The sequence below is a fragment of the Kitasatospora sp. NRRL B-11411 genome, from assembly GCF_000721345.1.
GTDB lineage: Bacteria > Actinomycetota > Actinomycetes > Streptomycetales > Streptomycetaceae > Kitasatospora > Kitasatospora cineracea.
Genome location: NZ_JOGH01000089.1, coordinates 11,370 through 28,414, shown reverse-complemented (window position 1 = coordinate 28,414; position 17,045 = coordinate 11,370). Strand labels below are relative to the sequence as shown.

At 75.1% G+C, this 17,045-nt stretch carries 13 protein-coding genes; 11 read left to right on the top strand and 2 right to left on the bottom strand.

Annotation, left to right across the window (positions count from 1 at the left end; all coding sequences use genetic code 11):
* The first annotated feature begins 132 nt into the window (after positions 1–132).
* Entirely contained in the window at positions 133–1,803 is a 1,671-nt protein-coding gene (locus IH44_RS0129225; RefSeq protein ID WP_051817484.1) for an RICIN domain-containing protein, read from the top strand.
* Positions 1,804–1,899: 96 nt separating this feature from the next.
* Positions 1,900–3,423, top strand: coding sequence for an arabinofuranosidase catalytic domain-containing protein (locus tag IH44_RS0129220; RefSeq protein ID WP_081967197.1), 1,524 nt, complete (start codon positions 1,900–1,902; stop codon positions 3,421–3,423).
* A gap of 82 nt (positions 3,424–3,505) precedes the next feature.
* Here IH44_RS0129220 and IH44_RS0129215 read toward each other — a convergent pair whose 3' ends face one another.
* Complete coding sequence (locus tag IH44_RS0129215) at positions 3,506–4,846, bottom strand: GH1 family beta-glucosidase (protein WP_030462757.1); 1,341 nt, start codon at positions 4,844–4,846, stop codon at positions 3,506–3,508.
* A gap of 155 nt (positions 4,847–5,001) precedes the next feature.
* Positions 5,002–5,760, bottom strand: coding sequence for a (2Fe-2S)-binding protein (locus tag IH44_RS0129210; RefSeq protein WP_030462756.1), 759 nt, complete (start codon positions 5,758–5,760; stop codon positions 5,002–5,004).
* Between the two features lie 114 nt (positions 5,761–5,874).
* Between IH44_RS0129210 and IH44_RS0129205 the strand changes: the two genes are divergently transcribed.
* From IH44_RS0129205 to IH44_RS0129165, 9 genes are all read left to right on the top strand, one after another.
* Complete coding sequence (locus tag IH44_RS0129205) at positions 5,875–6,891, top strand: iron ABC transporter permease (RefSeq protein ID WP_030462755.1); 1,017 nt, start codon at positions 5,875–5,877, stop codon at positions 6,889–6,891.
* The gene (locus tag IH44_RS0129200; protein WP_030462754.1) at positions 6,888–7,970 is read left to right on the top strand and encodes an iron chelate uptake ABC transporter family permease subunit; all 1,083 of its coding nucleotides are present in this window, start codon (positions 6,888–6,890) and stop codon (positions 7,968–7,970) included. The genes IH44_RS0129205 and IH44_RS0129200 overlap by 4 nt, the downstream gene beginning before the upstream one ends.
* Positions 7,967–8,770, top strand: coding sequence for an ABC transporter ATP-binding protein (locus IH44_RS0129195; protein WP_030462753.1), 804 nt, complete (start codon positions 7,967–7,969; stop codon positions 8,768–8,770). Before IH44_RS0129200 ends, IH44_RS0129195 begins: the two co-directional genes overlap by 4 nt.
* 104 nt (positions 8,771–8,874) lie before the next feature.
* Positions 8,875–9,870, top strand: a complete 996-nt coding sequence (locus tag IH44_RS0129190) for an ABC transporter substrate-binding protein (RefSeq protein ID WP_030462752.1) — start codon at positions 8,875–8,877, stop codon at positions 9,868–9,870.
* A 36-nt stretch (positions 9,871–9,906) separates the two neighbouring features.
* Positions 9,907–11,103 carry an acetyl-CoA carboxylase biotin carboxylase subunit family protein gene (locus tag IH44_RS0129185; protein ID WP_030462751.1) on the top strand — a complete coding sequence of 399 codons (1,197 nt, stop codon included), beginning with the start codon at positions 9,907–9,909 and terminating at the stop codon, positions 11,101–11,103.
* A 5-nt stretch (positions 11,104–11,108) separates the two neighbouring features.
* A complete protein-coding gene (locus IH44_RS0129180) occupies positions 11,109–12,815 on the top strand; it encodes an IucA/IucC family protein (RefSeq protein WP_051817482.1) in 1,707 nt (568 codons plus the stop codon).
* Positions 12,812–14,014, top strand: coding sequence for an MFS transporter (locus tag IH44_RS0129175; protein ID WP_081967196.1), 1,203 nt, complete (start codon positions 12,812–12,814; stop codon positions 14,012–14,014). Before IH44_RS0129180 ends, IH44_RS0129175 begins: the two co-directional genes overlap by 4 nt.
* Positions 14,011–15,750 carry an IucA/IucC family siderophore biosynthesis protein gene (locus IH44_RS0129170; RefSeq protein WP_030462748.1) on the top strand — a complete coding sequence of 580 codons (1,740 nt, stop codon included), beginning with the start codon at positions 14,011–14,013 and terminating at the stop codon, positions 15,748–15,750. The genes IH44_RS0129175 and IH44_RS0129170 overlap by 4 nt, the downstream gene beginning before the upstream one ends.
* Positions 15,747–16,949, top strand: a complete 1,203-nt coding sequence (locus IH44_RS0129165) for a type III PLP-dependent enzyme (protein ID WP_051817480.1) — start codon at positions 15,747–15,749, stop codon at positions 16,947–16,949. Before IH44_RS0129170 ends, IH44_RS0129165 begins: the two co-directional genes overlap by 4 nt.
* The last annotated feature ends 96 nt before the right edge of the window (positions 16,950–17,045 follow it).

Sequence of the window (17,045 nt, the reverse complement as noted above, 5' to 3'; positions counted from 1 at the left end):
GCCCCGCCCCGCCCCGCACCCACGGGACCATCCACCGGCACACGTTTGTCATGCACAAAAAGAAGCCGCGCACGCGTGCCGAGCCGCACGGAACAGCCACCACTCCCACCACTCCCCCCAGGAGGCGACCCCATGCTCCACGCGAACCCGCCCGCCACCCGGCCACCGGCGCGCGCACGACTGCGCAGGGCGCTCGCCTGCGCGTTCTCGGCCCTGCTCCTGTCGCTGGCGGTCCCGCTGCTCTCCCTGGGCGCGGCCGCGCCGGCCGCGGCCCTGGGCAACGGCACGGCGGCCACGCCGCCGATGGGCTTCAACGACTGGAACGCCTACGGCTGCAACGTCTCCGAGTCGCTGATCAAGAGCACGGCGCTGGCCATGCACGACAACGGCATGCAGAGCGCCGGGTACCAGTACGTCAACATCGACGACTGCTGGATGACCCGCACCCGGGGCTCCGACGGACGCCTGGTCCCCGATCCGGCCAAGTTCCCGGACGGGATCAAGGGCACCGCCGACTACGTCCACTCGCTGGGGCTGAAGCTGGGCATCTACGAGGACGCCGGGCTGCAGACCTGCGCCGGCTTCCCGGGCAGCCTGGGCCACGAGACCACGGACGCGCAGACCTTCGCCGCCTGGGGCGTGGACTACCTGAAGTACGACAACTGCTACGCCGGGCCGGGCTGCGCACTGAACTCCTGCCCCAACGGCAGCAAGGCCCCCGCCCAGACCCGCTACACCACGATGCGCGACGCCCTGGCCGCGACGGGGCGGCCCATCCTGTTCAGCCTGTGCAACTGGGGCGAGGACAGCGTGTGGACCTGGGGCGCCGGCGTCGGCAACAGCTGGCGCACCACCGGTGACATCAACGCGAGTTACTCCAGCATGCTGTCGATCTTCCACAGCAACGTGAAGCTGGCGGCCTACGCCGGCCCCGGCCACTGGAACGACCCGGACATGCTGGAGGTCGGCAACGGCCCGCTCACCGACACCGAGAGCCGCTCGGAGTTCACCCTGTGGGCGGAGATGGCCGCACCGCTGATCGCCGGCACCAACATCGCCTCGGCCAGTGCGAACACCCTGTCCACGCTCACCAACGCCCGGGTGATCGCGGTGGACCAGGACCCGCTGGGCAAGCAGGGCACCCTGGTCTCCTCCGTCGGCGGTCTCGACGTGCTGGCCAAGCCGCTGGCCAACGGCGACGTCTCCGTGGTCCTGTTCAACGAGACCGGGTCGACCGCGACGATCAGCACCTCCGCCGCCGCGATCGGCAAGACCGGGGCCGCGAGCTACGGCCTCACCGACCTGTGGTCCGGCGCGACCTCGACCACCACGGGCACCATCAGCGCCGCCGTACCGGCCCACGGCACCACCGCGTTCCGGGTCAGCGGCGGCACCAGCGGCGGAACGGCCACCAGCGGACCGGTGCGCGCCGTGGGCGCGAACAAGTGCCTGGACGTGCCGAACTCGACCACCACCGCGGGCACCCAGGTGCAGATCTGGGACTGCAACAACCAGGCCAACCAGCAGTGGACGCACACCGCCTCCAACCAGCTGACCGTCTCCTCCGGCGGCACGCAGATGTGCCTCGACGCGTACGACAACCAGACCGCGCCCGGCACCAAGGTGGAGATCTGGACCTGCAACAACCAGACGAACCAGCAGTGGAAGGTGAACACCGACGGCACGATCACCAGCGTCCAGTCCGGACTCTGCCTCGACGTCACCGGGAGGTCCACCGCCAACGGCGCCCTGATCGACCTGTGGACCTGCAACGGCCAGAGCAACCAGCAGTGGACCCTGTGAGGTCCCCGCGGCGGCCCGGCGCGCATCCCGGGCCCACCGCCGCCCTCACCCCCGCCCCCCGTCCCACGCCCACCCGACCAGCCGCAGGGAGCCCCCATGCGTGACAGCCGCCGTCCGGACCACCCGACGCCCGCACCCCCGCCCCCGTTCCGCGCCCGACTCCGCACGCTGGTCCGCGCGTTCGCCACGGTCCTGCTGGTCGTCGGCACCGTGACCGGAACAGGAGGACTCGCCACCACCGCGCAGGCCGCCACCAGCGGCCCCTGCGACCTCTACGCGGCGGGCGGCACGCCCTGCGTCGCCGCACACTCCACCACCCGCGCGCTCTACGCGGCGTACGGCGGAGCGCTCTACCAGGTCCGCCGGGCCTCGGACGGCAGGACGCAGAACATCGCCCCCGTCGCCGCCGGGGGCGTCGCCGACGCGGCCGCCCAGGACGCCTTCTGCGCCGGCACCTCGTGCGTGGTCACGATCGTCTTCGACCAGTCCGGACACGGCAACGACCTCGCCTACCAGGGCCCCGGCGGCGCCGGCGGCAGCGACACCCCGGCCAGCGCGACCAGCGAGGCCCTCAGCCTCGGCGGCGCCAAGGCGTACTCGCTCTACATCAACCCCGGCAACAGCTACTGGCACGACGGGTCCTCCTCCGGGATGCCGCTGGGCAGCGCCCCCCAGGGCGCGTACATGGTGACCAGCGGGACGCACGTCAACGGCGGCTGCTGCTTCGACTACGGGAACAGCGAGACCGACCGCAAGGCGGACGGCGCGGGCGCCATGAACGCCATCTACTTCGGCACCAGTTGCTGGTTCGGCGGCTGCTCCGGGACCGGCCCGTGGGTGCAGGCCGACCTCGAGTACGGCCTGTACTCCGGCGGCAGCCAGTCCTGGAACCAGAACCAGCGGGCCTTCACCAGCCGCTACGTCACCGCGATGCTGAAGAACAACGGCACCACCCGCTTCGCGCTCAAGGGCGGCGATGCCCAGTCCGGCGGCCTCACCACGCTCTGGAACGGCGCGCTCCCGCCCGGCTACAGCCCGATGAAGCAGCAGGGCGCCGTCATCCTCGGCAGCGGCGGCGACTGCTGCAACGGCAACACCAACCAGAGCCTGGGGACCTTCTACGAGGGCGCCGTGGTCAGCGGCTACCCGTCCGACGCCACCGACGACGCCGTCCAGGCCAACATCGCCGCGGCCGGCTACAGCACCGGCACCGGGACCGGCACCACGACCGGCCCGCTGCACGCCGTCGGCGCCGGAAAGTGCCTGGACGTTCCCAACTCCAGTACCACCGGCGGCACCCAGACCCAGATCTACTCCTGCTCCGGGGGTGCGAACCAGACCTGGACCGCCACCTCCTCGGGCCAGCTGACGGTGTACTCCGGCAGCACCCGGCTGTGCCTCGACGCCAACGACAAGGGCACCGCCAACGGCACCAAGGCGATCGTCTGGCCCTGCAACGGACAGCCCAACCAGCAGTGGGTCCGCAACGCCAACGGCACCATCACCGGCGCCCAGTCCGGACTCTGCCTGGACGTCAGCGGAGCATCGCCGGCGAACGGCGCCCCGGTCCAGTTGTGGGCCTGCAACGGCCAGGGCAACCAGCAGTGGAAACTCGGATGACCCCCGCCTGAAAGGCCCCCGAGCGGCCCCGCCACGGCTCCCCCGCGTCCCCGCGCGCGGGAGGAGCCCGGCCCGCACCCCGCTACCGCCCTGCCGACTTCGCGCGCTGGGCCGCGATCAGGTCGCGGTACCAGGCGAACGAGGCCTTCGGGGTGCGGGCCTGGGTGGCGAAGTCGACGTGGACGAGGCCGAAGCGCTGGCTGTAGCCCTCGGCCCATTCGAAGTTGTCGAGCAGGGACCAGGTGCAGTAGCCGCGGACGTCGATGCCGTCGGCGGTGGCGCGGGCGAGGGCGTCGAGGTGGCCGGCCAGGTAGTCGGTGCGGGAGGTGTCGTCGAGGGTGTCGTCGGTGGAGCAGCCGTTCTCGGTGACGGTGATCGGGGGGAGGGCGTCGCCGTAGCGGTCGCGGAGGGTGCGGAGGAGTTCGGTGAGGCCCTCGGGGACGACGGGCCAGCCGAAGTGGGTGCGGGGGACGCCGTCGATGGGGGCCTCGGCGAAGGGGAGGCCGGGCTCGGTGGGGGCGGCGATCCAGGTGGGGTTGTAGTAGTTGACGCCCAGTCCGTCCAGGCCGGGGGCGTGGATCAGGTCGAGGTCGCCGTCCTGGATGGCGCCGTGCAGGTCCGGGCCGACTCCGTACGCGGAGAGGTCGGGGTAGCGGCCGAGGAGGAGCGGGTCGGTGAACAGGCGGTTGTGCAGGGTGTCGTAGGCGTCGGCGGCGGCGAGGTCGGCCGGGTCGGCGGAGGCGGGCCGTACCGGGGTCAGGTTGTTGGCGATCAGGACGTCGAGGTCGCGGGAGCGCAGTTCGGCGGCGGCCAGGCCGTGGGCGAGGAGTTGGTGGTGGGCGGCGGGCAGGGCGTCGAGCATCAGGGTGCGGCCGGGGGCGTGGATGCCGAGCGCGTAGCCGTACACCAGGTGGACGAAGGGCTCGTTGAGGGTGATCCAGGCCGGTACCCGGTCGCCGAGGCGGTCGGCGGCCAGCGCGGCGTACTCGGCGAAGCGGTGGGCGGTGTCGCGGTGCAGCCAGCCGCCTTCGTCCTCCAGGGCCTGCGGGAGGTCCCAGTGGAAGAGGGTGGGCAGCGGGGTGATGCCGGCTTCGAGGAGGCCGTCGACCAGGCGCTCGTAGAAGTCGAGCCCGGCGGGGTTGGCGGGTCCGCGGCCGGTGGGCTGGACGCGCGTCCAGGCGAGCGAGAACCGGTAGGTGTCCAGGCCGAGTTCGCGCATCAGGGCGATGTCCTCGGGCCAGCGGTGGTAGTGGTCGCAGGCGGTGCGCCCGCTGTCGCCGTTCTTCACCGCGCCGGGGCGTTCGCAGAAGGTGTCCCAGATCGAGCGCCCCCGGCCGTCCTCGTCCACCGCGCCCTCGATCTGGTACGCGGCGGTGGACACGCCCCAGCGGAACCCGGCGGGCAGGTCGTGGCGGTCCGTCATGGCGGCCCCCTTGCGCTCGATAATATGAGGACTGCTCACATTAGGGAGTTCGACCGCCTGACGCCAGACCCGGACGCGGAGCCGGGTCCGACCCCGGACGCAGATGCGGATACGGGCCCGGGCCCGGGCCCGATCGCACCGTGCGGGGCGGAGCATCAGGCGCGGCGCGGGCAGGTGGCGCAGGGGTTGGCCGGGTCGACGGCGTAGTAGAGGCAGCAGCCCTGCCGGGTGCGGGTCCAACCGCCGTGCTCGCGGCGGAAGTTCGCGGGTCCGGTCCACGGCCGGGCGCCGGCGGGCAGGAGTGCGGTGGCGGTGGCGACGGCGCGGTCCTCCTCGCCGAGCATGCGGCCGAGGTACCAGAGGCCGGAGAGCAGGTCGTCGGTGGCCATCCCCCACAGGGCGCGGGGGCCGCGGCGAACGAGGGGCTGGAAGGCGGCGAGGACGGGGCCGACGTGGGCGGCGACGGCGTCGCGCAGGGCGGCTTCGTCGCCGGGGGCCCAGCCGCCGGGGCGGAGCGCGAAGTCGCCGGTCGCGGCGTCGGTCCACAGCCGGCCGGCCGGGAGGAGCGGGATCCGCCCCTCCAGGTACCAGACGCCGCTGATCAGCAGGGAGGTGGTCCACAGGTGGTGGTGCAGCAGCCGGGAGGCGGCGACGTGCGGGCGCGGGGCGAGGCCGTGGCGGTCGCGGATCCGGGCGGCCTCGGCGTCGACGAGCCGCTCGACGGCGGAGGCGAGCCGGTCCATGGGGATCCACTCCCGTCCGTCCACCGGGGCCCCGCCCGCTGACGGCACACCGTCCGCCGAGTCCTCGCCCACCAGGGAGAACGTCAGCGCCGGGCAGGCGTGGGCGAGTTGACGGTAGGTCAGGGCGAGGCGGCCGGTCGCGGGTGCGGGCCGGGCGGGCAGGTCGAGCATGGCGGCTTCCTTCGGGCGTGAGACGCGGGTTCACTCCCCGCGCCCCCACCGGCACTTGACTTATTAAGGTTAGCCTAACCAAAATCTGTTTCCGTGCTCAGAACCGAACCAACCGTGTCCGCCACCCCGGCACCCCGGTCCGCAGCAGCGCGGCAGGTCTCGCTGCTCGCTGCCGGCCTCGGGGCGCTCGCCCTGTGCGCGGCCCTCAGCCTCGCCCTCGGATCACGATCGATCCCGCTCGCCACGGTGGTTGACGCCCTGTCGGGCAGGGCGCACGGCGCCGACGCGGACGTGGTGGTCGGCCTCCGGGTGCCCCGGACCGTCATCGGGATCGCGGTGGGCGCGGCGCTCGGCGCGGCCGGGGCGGTCGCCCAGGGCGTGACGCGCAACCCGCTGGCGTCGCCGACCACGCTGGGCATCAACGCGGGGGCCGGGTTCGCGGTGGTGACCGCGATCTTCGCGCTGGGCCTGTCGCACCCGCTGCAGTACGTCTGGTTCGCGGTGGCGGGCGCGAGCGGCGCCGCGCTGCTGGTGTACGGGATGGCGCGGCACTCGGGCGACCTGGACCCGGTGCGCTTGGCCCTCGGCGGCACCGTGCTGTCGGCGGTGCTGGCGTCCTGGACGTCGGCGCTGATGCTGGCGAGCCGCCGGACGCTGGACGAGGCCCGGTTCTGGCTGGCCGGTTCGGTCGGCGGGCGCAGCCTGGACGGGCTGTACCAGGTGCTGCCGCTGCTCGCGGTCGGCGTGCTGCTGGCGCTGCTGGTCGCCCCGGCGCTGAACGCGCTGGCGCTCGGCGACGAGACCGCGCAGGCGCTGGGCGTGCCGGTGGCGCGGATCCGGGTGCTGGGCGGCCTGGCGGTGGTGCTGCTGGCGGCCGGTTCGGTCGCGGTGGCCGGGCCGGTGGCGTTCATCGGCCTGGCGGCGCCGCACCTGGTGCGTCCGCTGCTGGGCAACGACCACCGGGTGCTGGTGCCGGGCTGCCTGATCGCCGGTCCGGTGCTGCTGCTGCTGGCCGACGTGCTGGGCCGGCTGGTGGCGCGGCCGTCCGAGATCGAGGTCGGGATCGTCACCGCGTTCCTCGGCGCGCCGCTGCTCGCGGTGCTGGCCCGGAAGGCGGCGGCGGCGCGATGAGCCCGGACACCCTGACCCCCGCCCCGTCCGCCCGCACCGCCCCCGCCGCGGCCGGGTCGAAGCCCGGTGCGCTGGCCCGGGCCCGGCGGCGGACCCTGCTGCTGATCGCGGCGGCGGCCGTGCTGCTGGTGCTGACGGCCGGGGTGGCGCTGTCCACCGGCCAGGTGTCGATCGCGCTGCCGGACGCGCTGCGCGCGCTGTTCGGCTCCGGCTCGGCGGGCGACGTCCTGGTGGTGCGCGAGTTCCGGGCGCCCCGGGTGCTGTCCGCGGTGGTCGCGGGCGCCGGCCTGGCGGTGGCGGGGTCGCTGCTGCAGCGGCTGTTCCGCAATCCGCTGGCCTCGCCGGACGTGATCGGCGTGACCGGCGGCGCCTCGTTCGGCGCGGTGCTGCTGCTGGCCACCGGCGCCTCGCAGGCGCTGACCCCGCTGGCGGCGCTGGGCGGCGGGCTGCTGGCGGCTGCGCTGCTGGGCGCGTTCGCCTGGCGCTCGCGGATGGCGGTGACCCGGCTGGTGCTGGTGGGCCTGGCCGTGCAGGCGGGCCTGGCGGCGGCCGTCAACCTGATGATCGTCCGCTTCCCGGCCGAGCTGGCCGGGCAGGCGCTGCAGTGGACCACCGGTTCGCTGTACGGGCGGACCTGGCCCGAACTGTGGGGCGCCGGCGGGGCGATCGCCGCCGCGGTGGCCGCCGCGTTCCTGATGGACCGTCGGGTCGCGGTGCTCGACCTGGGCGACGACTCGGCCGGCGGCCTGGGCGTCGACCCGCACCGGACCCGGCTGGGCCTGCTGCTGCTCGCCGTGGTGCTGGCCTCGCTGGCCGCCGCGCTGGCCGGGCCGGTCGGCTTCGTCGCCCTCGCCGTGCCGCACCTGGTGCGGCTGCTGGCCGGCCCGCCGACCCCGCTCACCCTGGCGCTGACCGCGCTGACCGGCGCGCTGCTGCTGACCGCCGCCGACCACCTCGTCCTGCACGTGCTGCCGGTGCACGGCCTGCCGGTCGGCGCCGTCACCGCGACGCTCGGTGCCCCGTGGCTGCTGGCGCTGATGATCCGCCAGGGCCGACCGCCGCAGAGGAGCTCCCGATGACCACCACCGCCCCCTCCCCCGACCGGCTGGCCGCCCGGGGCCTGCACCTGCGCTACGGCGACCGCGAGGTCGTCCGGGGCCTGGACCTGGAGCTGCCCGGCGGGGCGGTCACCGCGATCGTCGGGCCGAACGCCTGCGGCAAGTCGACGCTGCTGCGCGGCCTGGTCCGGCTGCTGGCCCCGGCGGCCGGTACCGTCACCCTGGACGGCGCCGACATCCACCGGATGCCGGCCCGGGCGCTGGCCCGCCGGATGGGCCTGCTGCCGCAGCAGCCGGTCACCCCGGAGGCGGTCACCGTGGAGGCGCTGGTCCGGCTCGGCCGCTACCCGCACCAGCGGATGCTCACCCCGTGGTCGGCCGCCGACCAGGCCGCGGTGGAGGAGGCGCTGCGCCGCACCGGCACCGACGTGCTGCGCGACCGCCCGGTCGACCGGCTCTCCGGCGGCCAGCGCCAGCGCGCCTGGATCGCGCTCGCGCTGGCCCAGGAGACCGACCTGCTGCTGCTGGACGAGCCGACCACCTTCCTCGACCTGCGCCACCAGCTGGACGTCCTCGACCTGGTCACCGACCTGCACCGGGACGCCGGACGGACGGTGGTGATGGTGCTGCACGACCTCGGCCAGGCCGCCCGCTACGCCGACCACCTGGTGGTGCTGGACGGCGGTGAGCCGGCCGCGGCCGGCCCGCCCGGCGAGGTGCTGACCGCCGAACTGGTCGAGCGGGTCTTCCAGGTGCCCTGCCGGATCGTCCCCGACCCCGAGACCGGCACGCCGCTGGTCGTCCCGCTGGCCCGCCGCTGACCCACCCCCTTGAGCTTCCGGTGGCGCCCGTGCGCCCCACCGGCGATGGACCCTGCCCGAAAGCCGACTCCCCGGCTCCCGAACTCCCCTGCGAGGAAAGAAACATGACCAACCGCAAGCTCTCCGCCGCCGTGCTCGCCGCGGTGCTCTCCACCGCCCTGCTGACCGCCTGCGGCAGCGAGGGCACCAGCGACGCCAAGCCCGCCGCGAGCCAGGCGGCCGGCGACAGCGCCGCCGCCTTCCCGCGCAGCGTCAAGCACGCGCTGGGCACCGCCGAGATCAAGGCCCAGCCCAAGCGCGTCGTGGTGCTGGACTCCGGCGAACTCGACGACGTCACGCTGCTCGGCATCACCCCGGTCGGCGCGGTCGCCCCGCACCTGAAGACCGAGGGCGGCTTCCCCGCGTACCTCAAGGGCAAGGTCGACGGCACCAAGGACGTCGGCCCGATGAACGAGCCGAACCTCGAACTGATCGCCTCGCTCAAGCCCGACCTGATCCTCACCTCGAAGGTCCGGCACGAGAAGGTGTACGACAAGCTCAACGCGATCGCCCCGACCGTGATGGCCGAGACCACCGGCGAGCCGTGGAAGGCCAACCTCAAGCTGTACGCGCAGGCCCTGGGCAAGGAGACCGAGGCCGCGAAGGCGCTGGGCGACTACGAGGCCCGGGCCGCCAAGCTCGGCGAGGAGATCAAGGCCAAGTACAACGGCACCGCGCCGTCCGTCTCGGTGGTCCGCTTCGTGGCCGGCCCGACCCGCCTGTACCAGAACGCCTCGTTCAGCGGCGTGGTGCTCAAGGACGCCGGCCTGGCCCGGGCGATCAAGGCGCCGGACGTCGACAAGGCGATGCTGGACGTCAGCCCGGAGCAGATCAACCAGGCCGACGCCGACCTGGTGTTCGTCACCACCTCCGACGACCCGTCCAAGACCAAGCAGGCCGAGGTCCAGCAGACCGCCGTCTGGCAGGGCCTGAACGCGGTGAAGAACGGCAAGGTCTTCACCGTCCCGGACGAGACCTGGATGTCCGGCATCGGCGTCCAGGCCGCCGACCGGATGCTCGGCGACATCGCCTCGGCCGCCGGCGTCGACGCCCCCAAGTAGCCACCCGCCCCCACCAATCGAACGGGACTGATCGCCTTGCGGCTCCACCTGCTCGCCCTGAACCCGACCGACTCGGTGACCGACGGCTTCCTGCCCGCCGCGGCCCGGCTCGGACTCGACGTCACGATCCTCACCGACGACCCCGCGGCCCACCAGCGGGCCTACGCGGAACGGGAGTTCAGACCGCGACTGGTCGAGTGCGACGTCCGGGACTTCCGCGCGGTGATCAGTACCGTCTCGCAACTCGGCGCCCCGGACGCGGTGTTCAGCAACAGCGACCATCTGCAGACCCAGACCGCGCTGGCCGCCGAGTACTTCGGGCTGCCCGCCAAGGACTGGCGGGCCGCGCTGCGCGCCAAGGACAAGGGCCAGCTGCGCCGCCACCTGGCGCTGGCCGGCCTGGACGCCGTCCGCTCCGCCGAACTACCGCCCGGCGCCGACCCGGTGGAGCTGGACGTGCCGTTCCCGTGCGTGGTCAAGCCGCGCGAGGGCGTGGCCAGCGAGGACGTCTCGCTGGTCAGCGACGCGGCCGAACTCGCCCGCCGCTGCGCGGAGATCCGCGCGCGGCGGCCGGAGGCGGTGCTGGTCGTCGAGGAGTTCCTGGCCGGCGAGCTGCACACCCTGGAGACCCTCGGCGACGGGCACGCCCGGCACGTCCTCGGCGGGTTCCGCACCCGGCTCTCCCCGCCGCCGGACTTCATCGAGGAGGTCCTGACCTTCGTCCCGGCCCACCCCGCGGACGTCACCGGGCAGGTGCTCGCCCAGCTCGACGCGCTCGGCGTCGGGCTCGGCGCCTGCCACACCGAGTTCGTCGTCCAGCCGGACGGCCGGGCCCGGATCATCGAGGTCAACTACCGCGCCATCGGCGACCAGTGCGACCTGATGCTGGCGCGGATCCTCGGCATCCCGTTCTTCGAACTGGTGCTGCGCGCCCACCTCGGCGAGCGGCTGCCCGCCGACCTCGGCGCGCGCACCGACCGGCGGGCCCGCAACGAGGCGGTCCTCGCCGACCGGGCCGGCACCCTGACCGCCGCCCCCGGCCCGTACGACGCCGAGAGCGACGGCGTGGAACTCTCCTACCGGCCGGTGCGCCGGGTCGGCGAGCACCACGCACTGCACCGCACCAACCGCGACTACCTGGGCGTGGTCTGGGCCGTCGGCCCGGACCAGCAGCGGGTGGACGCCGCCGTCGCCGGGTTCCTCGCGGCCAACCGGTGGGAGATCACCCCGTGAGCCGTGTGAGTTCAGTGAACCCTGCGAGCCCCCGGCACCCGGCCGGCCCCGCCGAGCAGTTGACGCTGCGGGTGCTGAGCGCGCTGCTGCGCGAGGACGTGCTCGGCCTGCGCAGCGGCGCGAGCGTCGAGCGGCGCGCCGACGGGCCGTGGCTGCGCAGCGGCGCCTTCGCCCTGCCGGTGGCGGCCGAGGGCTTCCAGTGCGAGTACGCCGCCCGGCTGCCGCTGCTGGAGGCGGACGGCGCCCCGCTGACCGGACTCCCAGAGATCCTGGCCCGGTTGGCCGAGGCGGCCGACCCGCTGGACCGGCCGGGGCACCTGGCGTTCGCCGAGGAGTGCCGGCAGACCCTGGCCACCATGGAGCTGCACGAGGCGGTCCGCGCCGGGGTGCACGAGCGGCTCGCCGCGGCGTACGGCCCGGACCCGGCCCGGTGGACCGGCCCGGCCGCCTCGCTCGCCTTCGACACCCTCGCCGCCTACCTCGACCACCCGGTGTACCCCACCGCCCGCGGCCGCTCTGGCCTGACGGAGCGTCAACTGCGGTCGTACTCACCGGAGTTCCACCCGTCGTTCGAGCTGCGCTGGCTGGCCGTGCCGGCCGCCGGGCTGGACGCGCGGGCGATGGAGCCGCTCCCCGACTGGTGGCCGAGCGCCCGCCGGTTCGGCGTGCGCGGCGCCTACCTGGCCCTCCCGGTGCACCCGCTGACCGTCGACCGGCTCCCGGAGCTGCCCGGCGCGGTGCTGGCCGAGGAGCCGTACCTGGAGGTGGTGCCGACCCTGTCGATGCGCACCGTCGCGGTCTCCCGGGACCCGTCGGTCCACCTCAAACTGCCGCTGGCCACCGCCACCCTGGGGCAGCGCAACCGGCGCACCATCAAACCCGGCACCCTCGCCGACGGGGCCGCCGGACAGCTGCTGATCGAGGCCGTCCTGGAGCGCGAGCCCCGGTTCGCCGGGCGGATCCTGCACGCCGACGAGCAGAGCCACGCGCAGGCCGCCGGCGACGAGCTGCTCGCCGTCCTGGTCCGGCGCCAGCCCGCCGGGCTCGACGGCGCGGTCACCGTCCCGCTGGCGGCGCTGCTGGCCGCCGCGCCCGGCGGGCGCCTGGTGGTCGACCACCTCGCGGACCGCTTCTACGCGGGCTCCGTCCCGGAGCTGTACCGGGAGCTCACCGAGCTGCTGGTCGACTGGCAGACCACCCTGTTCGGGTACGGCATCGCGCTGGAGTCGCACCAGCAGAACACCTCGCTGGTGCTGGACGAGGACGGCGGCCGGACCCGGCTGCGGCTGCTGTACAAGGACAACGACGGCCCCCGGATCAACCTCGACCGGCTCGGCGAACTCGCCCCCTACCGAAGGCTGTTCGACGACGCCCGGATCTTCGGCCACCGGGACCGGCCGCTGACCGACCTGTTCACCACCATCACCGGCCACCTGTGCACCGCCTCGCTCGCCTTCGGCCTGGCCGCACACGGCCGCGCCCCGCTGGAGTCGACCCTCGGCCTGCTGCGCGGGACGCTCGCCGCGGCCGTCGACCGGCTCGGCCCGGCCGGCGCCCCGCTGCGCACCGACCTGCTGGAGGCGCGGCGGCTGCCGGTCAAGGCCATGGTCACGGCCGGCACCCTGCTGGCCAAGGACCGCTCCGGCGCCGCCGACGTCAACAAGCACTACACCGACGGCCCCAACTACCTGCTCGGTGCGGGGCGGCCGTGAGCACCGGCGCACTGGAACGCGGCACCCACGCCGCCGAGCGGCCCGCCGGCGGCCTGAACCGCCGCCAGGTCCACGGGCTGGCCGCCTGCTACTTCGTCGCCTCGTTCGCGGCGCTCGGCCTGCCGCCGTACCTGACCGGGATCCTGCCCGCCCTGGGCGACCGCGAGGGGCGCTGGGCCGGCCTGCTGTACGTCGTGCCGACCGTGTTCAGCGCCCTCGGCGCGCCGCTGTGGGGCCGGCTCGCCGACCGGTTCGGCCGCAAGCGGCTCCTGCTGCGCGCCCAACTCGGGCTCGCCGTCTCCTTCCTGCTGGCGGGCGCCGCCGACTCGCTGCCCGCCTTCACCGCCGCCCTGGTCCTCCAGGGCTTCCTCGGCGGCACCTTCGCCGCCACCAACGGCTACCTCGGCGCGGCGCTGCGCGGCGCCGACCTGTCGCGCGCGCTCACCCTGATGCAGGGCAGCGCCCGCGCCTCGCTGGTCGCCGCGCCGGTCCTGGTCGGCGCGCTCTCGCCGTGGCTCTCCCCGCACCGGCAGTACCTGCTGATGGCCGTACTGCCGCTGGCGGCCGCCGTGCTGCTGGCCTTCCTGCCCGAACCGGAGCAGCCGGCCCGCACCGCGGCGGCCGACGGGCCGCCCGGAGCGGCGCCGGAGCGGCGGCCGCTGCGCCTGCTCTACGCGTTCGAGTTCGCGTTCGTCTTCGCCACCATCGTCTCCTTCCCCTACCTGATCGCCCTGGTCGAGCAGCACCTGCCCGGGGTCTCCGGCACCGTGGCGGGGGTGCTGTTCGCACTGCCGCACCTGGTGTACCTGCTCACCGCGGGCCGGGTGCACCGCCTGTTCCACCACCGGCCGCGCACCGGCTTGTTCGCCGCCTTCGCCCTGGTCGGCCTCGGCCTCGCCGGGCACGGCGCCGCCCACACGCTGCCCGCCTTCGTCCTCGCCCGGACGGTCCTGGGCGCCGGCCTGACGCTCGGCCTGGTCTGCCTGTCCGTCCTCGCCGCGGCCGCCGCCGAAGGGCGGCCCCCGGGGCGGATGTTCGGCACCCTCGAACTCGTCTCCAAGGGCGGCGCGGTCGCGGCGGGCGCGGTCGCCGCCGCGGTCAACGGCGCCTTCGGCCCGACCGCCCCCGTGCTCACCGGCACCGCCGCGGCCGCACTCGCCGCCCTCCTCGTCCTCCTGACCCGCTGGAGCCCCCGATGACCACGAAGACCGACCACCGGCCGGAGACCGCGGACCCGGACGCCCGGCCCGGCCTCGACGCCCTGCCGAGCGCCGACGACGCCGTCGCCCACACCCTGCTCAACTGCCTGCTGCGCGAGGTCTCCGGGCCCGAGCACCAGACCGCCGTCGCCGACGGCACCCTGCTGCTGCGCCTGCCCCGCCGCGGGGCCCTGCTGCGGGTCGCGCTGCGCCGCACCTCGCTGCTCGGCGCGCACCGCTTCACCGGACCGGTCAGCGAGCAAGTGCCGGACGGATGGCGGGAGTTGGGCTGGCGCGAGCTGGCCGAGCACGTCCGGGCCGAGCTGACCCTGCGCACCGGCGTCGCCAACGAGGAGTTCCTCGACCAGGTCGCCTCCAGCCACCAGGTGGTGGCCGCCGCCCTCGCCGACCGGCCCGCCCCCGGCGGCGACCGGTACCTGGAGTCGGAGCAGGCGCTGCTCTTCGGCCACCGCTTCCACCCCGCGCCCAAGTCCCGCTCCGCGCACCGCGGTTCCTGGTCCGACTACGCCCCCGAGGCCCGGGCCGCGTTCCGCCTGCGGCACCTCGCCGTGCGCACCGAGTACGTCGTGCAGGACACCGCCGACCCGGCCGCGCTCGCCCGGCTGGACGCGCTGCGCCCGGTGCCGGACGGCTACACCCTGCTGCCCGCCCACCCCTGGCAGTACCGGCTGCTGGCCGGCCACCCGCTGCTGACCGCCGCCCTGGCCCGCGGCGACGTGCTCGACCTCGGCGAGGGCGGCGCCCCGTTCGCGGCCACCGCCTCGGTGCGGACCCTGTACGGCGCGGGCGCGTTCCTGAAGTTCAGCCTGAACGTGCGGATCACCAACTGCCTGCGCAAGAACTCCGCGTACGAGCTGGCCGGGGCCGTCACCCTCACCCGGCTGCTCGCCGAGCCGCTCGCCGACCTGGCCCGGCGCTTCCCGGACGCGGCGGTGCTGCGCGAGCCCGCGTTCCGCACCCTGGCGCTGCCCGGCCCGGACGGGGAACCGGACCTCGACCTGTTCGAGGGCTTCGGGCTGATCGTCCGCGAGGGCCTGGACGGGGCCGTCCGCCCGGGCCTGACCCCGCTGCTGGCCGGGGCCGTCGCCGACGAGCACCCGACCAGCGCGGCCCAGGTCGGCGCGCTGCTGCCCGGCCCCGGCGGGGCGGCCGCCCGGGACTGGTGGGCGGCCTACCTGCGGCTGGTCGTCCCGCCGGTGCTCGCCGCCTACTTCGACCACGGCGTGGTCCTCGAACCGCACCTGCAGAACGTCCTGGTCTGCGTGGACGGCCGGGGCCGGCCCGCCCAGGTGCTGTTCCGCGACCTGGAGGGCACCAAGCTGCTGCCCGAGCGGCACGCCGCCGCCCTCGCCGCGCTCCCGGCCGGCACCGCCGGCCCGATGACGTACGACGCGCAGCGCGGCTGGGACCGCGTCGTGTACTGCCTGGTCGTCAACCACCTCGCCGAACTGCTCGCCGCCCTCGCCGACCGGCACCCCGACCTGGAGGCCGCCCTCTGGGACGACGTCCGGACCGTGCTGGCGCAGTACGCCGCCGCGCACGGCTGCCCGCCCCGGCTGGCCGCGCTGCTGGCCGGCGTCCCGCTGCCCGCCAAGGCCAACCTGCTCACCCGGTGGAGCCGCCGCCCGGACCGCGAGGCCGGCTACGTCCCGCTGGCCTCCCCGCTGTCGATCCCGGCCGGCTCCGCCTCCACCTCTGCGAAGGAGCGCCCGTGAGCGTCCCCGCGACGGCCGCCGCCCTGACCGGGCTCCCGGCCTACCTCTACGACCTGGCGGCCCTGCGGGCGCACGCCCGCCGGGTCCGGGCCGCGCTGCCCGAGCGGGTCGAGCTGTACTACGCGGCCAAGGCCAACCCGGAGGCGCCGGTGCTGGCCGCCCTGCACGGCCTGGTCGACGGCTACGAGGTCTCCTCCGGCGGCGAGTTGGCCCACGTGCACGCCACCGTGCCGGACGCCCCGCTGGCGTTCGGCGGCCCCGGCAAGTCCCCCGAGGAGATCGCCGCGGCCCTGCGCCTGCCCGCCGTCCGGCGCTGGCACGTGGAGAGCGAACGCGAACTGCACGTCCTCGCCGCGGCCGCCGACCGCCCCGTCGACGTCCTGCTGCGGGTCAACCTGCCGGTCGGCGGCGGCGCCCTGGACGGCGTCGCGCTGGCGATGGGCGGCCGCCCCACCCCGTTCGGCATGGACCCCGGGCAGGTCACCCGCTGCCTGGCCCTGCTCGCCACCCCCGCCTTCGCCCGCCTGCGGCTGCGCGGCATCCACGCCCACCTGGCCAGCGGCCTGCCCGCCGCCGAGCAACTCCGCGTCGCCGAACGGATCGTCACCTGGTCCGCCGGCCTCGCCGCCCGCCACGGCCTGGCCCTGGACGAGGTGAACGTCGGCGGCGGCATGGCCGTCGACTACGCGGACCCCGACGCCCGGTTCGACTGGCCGCGCTTCGGCCGGGGCCTGGCCGAACTGCTCGCCCGCCACCCGTCCCTGACCCTGCGCATCGAACCGGGCCGCGCCCTGACCGCCCACTGCGGCTGGTACGCCACCGAGGTCCTGGACGTGAAGCACAGCCACGGCGAGGACTTCGCGGTCGTCCGCGGCGGCACCCACCACCTGCGCACCCCCGCCACCCGCGGGCACTCCCAGCCCTTCACCGTCCTGCCGGTCGACCACTGGCCGCACCCCTGGCCGCGCCCCGGCGTCACCGACTCCCCCGTCACCGTCTGCGGCCAACTGTGCACCCCCAAGGACGTCCTGGCCTCCCGCGCCCCCGTCCCGGCCCTGCGCGCCGGCGACCGGCTGCTGTTCGCCATGGCCGGCGCCTACGCCTGGAACATCTCGCACCACGAGTTCCTGATGCACCCCCGCCCGGCCTTCCACTACCTCGCCGACGAGACGCCCGACCCCCCGGCGGAGGCCCCCTGACCGCACCGGCCGACAGCACGCGGCCGGGGGGCGGGAAGGGGACGGGACCCGTGGTGCCAGCCGAAGGGTCCCGTCCCCGTGGTGCGCGGACGGCCG

Coding starts and splice junctions, on each gene's coding strand:
- IH44_RS0129170 (WP_030462748.1), top strand. CDS start 14,011: ATGACCACGAAGACCGACCACCGGCCGGAGACCGCGGACCCGGACGCC.
- IH44_RS0129195 (WP_030462753.1), top strand. CDS start 7,967: ATGACCACCACCGCCCCCTCCCCCGACCGGCTGGCCGCCCGGGGCCTG.
- IH44_RS0129215 (WP_030462757.1), bottom strand. CDS start 4,846: ATGACGGACCGCCACGACCTGCCCGCCGGGTTCCGCTGGGGCGTGTCC.
- IH44_RS0129220 (WP_081967197.1), top strand. CDS start 1,900: ATGCGTGACAGCCGCCGTCCGGACCACCCGACGCCCGCACCCCCGCCC.
- IH44_RS0129225 (WP_051817484.1), top strand. CDS start 133: ATGCTCCACGCGAACCCGCCCGCCACCCGGCCACCGGCGCGCGCACGA.
- IH44_RS0129210 (WP_030462756.1), bottom strand. CDS start 5,760: ATGCTCGACCTGCCCGCCCGGCCCGCACCCGCGACCGGCCGCCTCGCC.
- IH44_RS0129190 (WP_030462752.1), top strand. CDS start 8,875: ATGACCAACCGCAAGCTCTCCGCCGCCGTGCTCGCCGCGGTGCTCTCC.
- IH44_RS0129200 (WP_030462754.1), top strand. CDS start 6,888: ATGAGCCCGGACACCCTGACCCCCGCCCCGTCCGCCCGCACCGCCCCC.